The following is a 6,746-nucleotide window of genomic DNA, read 5'->3' as shown; positions in this document are numbered from 1 at the left end:
GCGAGCACACCGGCTGGTACCACTTCGACGAACACACCGGCGCCATGTCCCACGGGTTCGTGTACCTGACCGGCGGCAAGAAGTGGGTGTACTACGACGAGGTCACCGGCATCATGCAGTACGGCGAACGCTACATCGACGGCGGCTGGTACTACCTCACCCCCGGAACCGGAGCCGTAAAGTACGGCTGGATGACACTGTCTGACGGTCGTCGCGTTTTCTATGACCGCACCACCGGACGCATGGTCTACGGAAACCAGACCATCGACGGTAAAAAGTATTACTTCAACACCACTACCGGTGCACTGCAGAATACGACTCCGTCGCAATCACAGAAGGCGTGGTGGGTCTCTTCAGGAAAGGTTTATCACACCCATCGCGACTGTCCCTCGTTAGCCCGTGCGAAGCATCTCTCGTCAGGTACAGTCGCACAAGCTAAGAAAGCGGGCCACACCCAGCTTTGCAAGAACTGTCAACAAATGGGATGACCGCTAACCGCAAATGATGAATGGGCGGACAGCTATAGCTGTCCGCCCATTCATCTATGCGGCCATCTATGCGGCACCATTCAAATCGACTTTTCCACGATGTAGCGCGGACGCTGTTTGACCTCGAGGTAAATCTTCCCGATGTACTCGCCGACGATGCCGATGGCAAGAAGGACGAAACCTCCCAAGAACCACATCGAACACATTATCGATCCCCATCCGGCAACCGCGTGACCGGAAAACACCGACACCAGAGTATAAATGAACATCACAATGCCGATCAGAACGGAGAGAGCACCCATTCCCGTAATCATCGCCAGCGGCTTCGTGGAGAATGAAGTCACGCCCTCCAACGCGAACGTCAGCATCTTCTTGAGCGGATACTTCGACTCCCCTGCAACACGGGTACCACGCTTGTAGTATACCTTCGCTGTTTGGAAACCCAACGATGGCACGATACCGCGGAGGAACAGATTGACCTCACGGTATTGGGACAACGCCTTCAAGGCCTCACGACTCATCAGGCGATAATCCGCATGATCGGGCACTGTCTCGGTACCTAGCCATCCCATCAACGCATAGAACGCGTGAGCCGTTCCCCTCTTGAATGCCGTATCGGTGTCTCGATTATCACGGACGCCGAACACGATTTCGGCACCGTTTTGATACTCCCGAATCATCTCATCCACGGCATCGGGATCATCCTGCAGATCCGCATCCATAGATATGCACGCGTCAGCATCATAGGCCAACGCCTGCATCAGCCCCGCATACAGCGCATTCTGATGCCCGCGATTATGTGCCAGCTTGACGCCGTGATACAAATCTGGGAACTGGCCATGCAAACGTTCAATAATCGACCATGTGCCGTCATGGGAACCGTCATCCACAAAAATAACGCCACTCGTCTCCTGGATCAGTCGGCCCTGCTTCAGCTCCTCTAACTTGGCGCGAAGAGCCTCTGCGGTTACCGCGAGCGCTTCCTCTTCGTTGTAGCATGGAACGACAATCATCATTCTTGGCGCTTCTCGCACTGTCAAAGTCTCCCTGCCTTATAACCAACCATCTCCGGATATATCGAGCATAACCCAACAATGCTTCGCGCATTGCATGCACTGCAATGAAGGGGGCATCTTTCACCGAAAGTTCATCCCCGCAGCCCAGCACACACCTAAGGGATCCGAACCTATCGCCTACGCCTATTTGCGAATGACGTCATCAATACACATATGGCGTTATTCGGCTGGGCACTCATCGACGTCATACGCAATCCCGGATTCCAGCCAACCTGCAGGACTTTGATCAATCTTCAAGTCGGAAGTGGCTTTCGGCGAGGTAGTCACATTGAACTCATAGGTCACTGATGTTCCCGGCTCCAAGTAGGCCACATTGGTGATCAGTTCCTTGCCATCCATCGTCTTGTTCACTTGATCCTGCACATTACCCGTCGATGTGAAATCAGTGATGGTGCCACCTGCAGGAGCATAGAACAACATACGTTGCACCGAAGTGCCGCCTTGCATGACATACGAGCTACCGACCGAATTCTGCGTTGGGCCAAGAATATAATCGGTCGCCGTTTGAAGTTCCTCATCCGTGATTGTGTTGGCGAGCGTGTACGTCACATGATAGGTACGTGATCCGTCGCCGTTGCACGAGGTCTTGGTCACAGTCCCCTCACGCGTGATATACCAACCCATCTTCGAACCATGCTGCTCATTCAAGTAAATGCCCACTTCCGGTTCGGATTCGCTGGAAGGCACGCTCTTGGCCAAACCGCCATCCTGGAAATACTGCGCCTCATCTTCGTGGAATGTATAGGCATAGAAATGGCGATTCTCCGCCAAGCTACCCATCGCTTGCACAACCTGCAGCATCTTATCGGTAGTCATATTGGAGAAGGCACCATCCATTACGGAAGCGGCCACGTATTCGAAATATCCGTCCTGCTCCTGCGGCTCATACCACTTGTAAATGCTGTTGAGCATGAATTCCGCGGTATTTTCCCCCGTAAGCACGTAACCATTATCCAACGTGATATCACCGTTGATCCGCACCATCTCCTGAATAAACACGGGGTCGATCACGATGATGCCGTCCAGCGGGCACGCATATTCCGATTTCTGCCACACATTGTCGAGCATCTCGGCCACACGGGAGATATCCGGAACCGCAAACAAATCCCGGATATCCATCGAGAAACGCAACGGCGCCGAAAACACGTCATGTTCCTCCTCGTTAGCGCTCTCACCCAGGGAGATGAATTCCGTATTCGAATGGAAATCCCCCACCGAAATCTTCCCCTGCTCGGTATGCATCGTACCCAGGGACCCGACCAGACCGCCGCCCGAACGCTGTTCGGACGTGGTCTGCGCCACCAGCAGGTAGGTGCGCGAGCCTTCCGCGCCCAGCATCTTCGGGGCCACCTGCACCATGCCGCTCACCCCGTCCAGCATATCCGCCACCTTCGTGAGCTGGTCACGCCCCTGCTCATACGCCGAGCGGACCATGCCGATATGCGGGGTCGGCAGATCCTCGATGGCCGACGCCTGTTCCTGCATCAGTTCATTGGCGCGGACCAACCCATCCTGCGCGTCGATGATCGGTTGCAGGTTCAACTGCCCCTCGCCGCCGCTCAACTCCGCACCCATCAGATTCTGCATGGTCGAGGCGAGCACCGGCAGCGTCTGCCCGACCACGCCATCCACCACGTCGACCATGCCGCGCACGGTCTTCACATCATCCCCCACAACCGGCACGAACGACGCGGCCTTCCACAACCCACCGTCGGTAATCTCCTTGGCGGCGGACGCATGCTCCTGCGCCTGGGCGACCGCCTCGTTCAACGCGTCGGTATCCTTGAGCTGTTCCGAATCCTGCAGTCCCTGCAACGCCTGCACGGCAGCCAGCTCGTGGTCACGCACCTGCAACGCTTCCCGGTAGAACCGGTATCCAAGGAATCCGCATACAGCCGCCAACGCCAGCACTACGCCGACCACCACCAGAACAATGTTGCGCGTCCGTCGCGCGCGAGACGCGGAACGCGTCCCTTGCCGTACAGAATGCTTTGCCATCCCGTGCTCCTATCTGTTGCTGTCCGCCGGTCCGGCGCCTCGCGGTCGACCACCCTACGGCATCACGACCCCATCCAGCACCCTATATTGACACACTCCCCCGAACGGAACCAGCCCGATACCAAATCCTCCGCATTTCCCAACCATGCGGCAGACCGGTGGAGTATTACAGAAATAATATCCATCGTTCCGTATGCCGGGCAAGCGTAATAATTTCACTAAATTGGACGCAATAAACGAATCAATCATTTACAATAAATACATCAAATTAAAACAACAAAATGGAGGTAATTCCTATGGCATCACTTCAGGGTTTCCAGGAAATCTCGCTCTCCGCTCCCGCAAGCAAGGCCGTCATGACCATCACCGATTCCGTGGTCCGTTTCAACAAGGCGACCGCCGCCGAACTGAAATACCCCACGCATGTCCGCGTGCTGGTGAACGAATCCGCCAAGCAGATCGCCATCCAGGCCTGCAACGCCGACGAACCGAACGCGGTGAAATTCAGCAAGGCCGCGGAAAAGCAGACCACGTCCATCAACATCAAGGTTCCGGCCGTCGTCACCACCATCGCCAGCTTCTTCACCCTGCACAACCCGTCCGAGGATGAGATCGACTACCGTTCCATCCCTGGCATCGGACAGCCTGACGACAAGGCCATCATCTTCGCCATCGCCGACGCCAAGGCCGGCACGATGAAGAAGCGCGGCCGCAAGAAGACCGCCGACGCGGAGTGATGGCGCGCGGAAGCGCAATAGATACCGATATAACGTTCCGTACCGTACCACTGGGTGATATTCCTTGCAGGAAGGTTGATTTCCCAAGGATCGCGACGCAAATAACACCTGTGGTACGGTACGGAACATTCAATTTGGCCTTCACCGGCCCGGATATCGTCTGCCGCACTGTGGCGTTCAGGCAGCAACGCGTGCATTACCTCCGCCATGCTTTTGCACCTGTACAGCCTTGTCTTCCCGGAAGACGATCGACCGTTCACCACCGCGCCAGCACGTTGTCCGACCAAAACCACAACCGTTGAATCCAATGGCGCACCAACCTGCGATCAGAAGAAAGTCTCCTCGACACCGTCCGAAACGGCATTTCCCTACCTCGCCTACGGACTACGTAACGCCCCGACTATCCCATTAAGCCGATTTCATCCATACGACTTCATCTGTTGCGCGTGCAGCACAAATAGATCGAGAGAGCGGAAATTGATGTAAGACACCTGCTAGTAAACGCATCCGAACTTCTCGGGCCAGGAAACTATTGTTGATATTCATTGTTTCAAGATGTGGATTTCGCGATATCCAACATCTCCTTCATTGCCGCAATCGAATATTTTGACGACTCGAGGCGGTCCGAATCGGTGTAAAATTCGACTGTCTGCTCCGCACACGCGGAGATGATCCCAGGTCGATCCACGCCGTCGGGTTGCTCGCGAAGTCTGCTCCGCACACGCGGAGATGATCCCTGGGCGCGCACCGCCCCGCCAGCGGTGTCGGCGTCTGCTCCGCACACGCGGAGATGATCCCATCGGCTGGAGCGTGGCCAGGACCTGGGTGAGGTCTGCTCCGCACACGCGGAGATGATCCGTGGACGGAATGGGCCGGCGTGTCGCAGAACGAGTCTGCTCCGCACACGCGGAGATGATCCACGTGAACATCGAGGTCAAGGGAGCGTAACAGTGGTCTGCTCCGCACACGCGGAGATGATCCCGCAACTCACGCAACTCAGCGCGGGAAAACCGAGTCTGCTCCGCACACGCGGAGATGATCCCCATGCCAGCCGGTGCACCGTGTCCTGACCCAAGTCTGCTCCGCACACGCGGAGATGATCCCGCGGGCAGCCTGTATATCCCGAACCCGAACGGCGTGGTCTGCTCCGCACACGCGGAGATGATCCCGCAACTCACGCAACTCAGCGCGGGAAACCCGAGTCTGCTCCGCACACGCGGAGATGATCCCGATATTCAGAACACTTGGAACTCGTTCTATCAGTCTGCTCCGCACACGCGGAGATGATCCCGACACGATAACAGTCACCACCGGGCGCACGCTGTCTGCTCCGCACACGCGGAGATGATCCCGTTCGACGCGAGCATCTGGCCGACCAGTATCGGTCTGCTCCGCACACGCGGAGATGATCCCGCCCTTCGTCCGGGCCTGTCCGTGCGCGTGACGTCTGCTCCGCACACGCGGAGATGATCCCACCTGCACCTGTACGACGACTTTTACCTGTGCGTCTGCTCCGCACACGCGGAGATGATCCCATCATAATCCTTACGCATTCCCATACTCCTTGGTCTGCTCCGCACACGCGGAGATGATCCCCATTGATCCGCAAACCCTGCGGCGTCAACCCGGTCTGCTCCGCACACGCGGAGATGATCCCCTGACGCCCGAGCAGAAGACCACGTTCATGAAGTCTGCTCCGCACACGCGGAGATGATCCTCATTTGTTACGTTTGAACCGTAGATTTTAGTAGTCTGCTCCGCACACGCGGAGATGATCCGCTGGTGTGGGTGCCGTTCCAGAACGCTAACGAGTCTGCTCCGCACACGCGGAGATGATCCCGCGCCGACGCGGTGACCGGGTCGATGCGACCGGTCTGCTCCGCACACGCGGAGATGATCCCGCGGAGGAAACCGTGCGTTCGCACCACTCCCGGTCTGCTCCGCACACGCGGAGATGATCCCTGATCCGCGACATTTCATCGGGAGATGACGGTGTCTGCTCCGCACACGCGGAGATGATCCCTGCCGAAACCACGCCTTGTTCTGGGGGGACTAGTCTGCTCCGCACACGCGGAGATGATCCGCTGGTGTGGGTGCCGTTCCAGAACGCTAACGAGTCTGCTCCGCACACGCGGAGATGATCCCGCGCCGACGCGGTGACCGGGTCGATGCGACCGGTCTGCTCCGCACACGCGGAGATGATCCCGCGGAGGAAACCGTGCGTTCGCACCACTCCCGGTCTGCTCCGCACACGCGGAGATGATCCCCTGACGCCCGAGCAGAAGACCACGTTCATGAAGTCTGCTCCGCACACGCGGAGATGATCCTCATTTGTTACGTTTGAACCGTAGATTTTAGTAGTCTGCTCCGCACACGCGGAGATGATCCGCTGGTGTGGGTGCCGTTCCAGAACGCTAACGAGTCTGCTCCGCACACGCGGAGATGAT

General features: G+C 57.3%; 3 protein-coding genes, 1 pseudogene and 1 CRISPR repeat array. Of the genes and pseudogenes, 2 read left to right on the top strand and 2 right to left on the bottom strand.

The features are described 5' to 3' along the window. A pseudogene (locus OU11_RS08705) lies at nucleotides 1-488 on the top strand (hypothetical protein); the annotation flags it as partial. A gap of 80 nt (nucleotides 489-568) precedes the next feature. Here OU11_RS08705 and OU11_RS08455 read toward each other — a convergent pair. Together OU11_RS08455 and OU11_RS08450 are read right to left on the bottom strand one after the other, a co-directional pair. Then, nucleotides 569-1,504, bottom strand: a complete 936-nt coding sequence (locus OU11_RS08455; RefSeq protein WP_033516152.1) for a glycosyltransferase family 2 protein — start codon at nucleotides 1,502-1,504, stop codon at nucleotides 569-571. Nucleotides 1,505-1,723: 219 nt separating this feature from the next. Then, nucleotides 1,724-3,562, bottom strand: coding sequence for a DUF4012 domain-containing protein (locus tag OU11_RS08450; protein ID WP_081963543.1), 1,839 nt, complete (start codon nucleotides 3,560-3,562; stop codon nucleotides 1,724-1,726). A gap of 296 nt (nucleotides 3,563-3,858) precedes the next feature. Here OU11_RS08450 and OU11_RS08445 point away from each other — a divergent pair, with 296 nt between their 5' ends. Next, nucleotides 3,859-4,299, top strand: coding sequence for a hypothetical protein (locus tag OU11_RS08445; RefSeq protein ID WP_033516150.1), 441 nt, complete (start codon nucleotides 3,859-3,861; stop codon nucleotides 4,297-4,299). 647 nt (nucleotides 4,300-4,946) lie between these two features. Continuing rightward, a CRISPR array of direct repeats spans nucleotides 4,947-6,687; the repeat unit is 28 nt; unit sequence GTCTGCTCCGCACACGCGGAGATGATCC. Between the last annotated feature and the right edge of the window lie 59 nt (nucleotides 6,688-6,746).

Source organism: Bifidobacterium pullorum DSM 20433, assembly GCF_000771405.1.
GTDB lineage: Bacteria > Actinomycetota > Actinomycetes > Actinomycetales > Bifidobacteriaceae > Bifidobacterium > Bifidobacterium pullorum.
The sequence above is the reverse complement of the archived record's forward strand: the minus strand, read 5'-3'. Positions and strand labels throughout refer to the sequence as shown.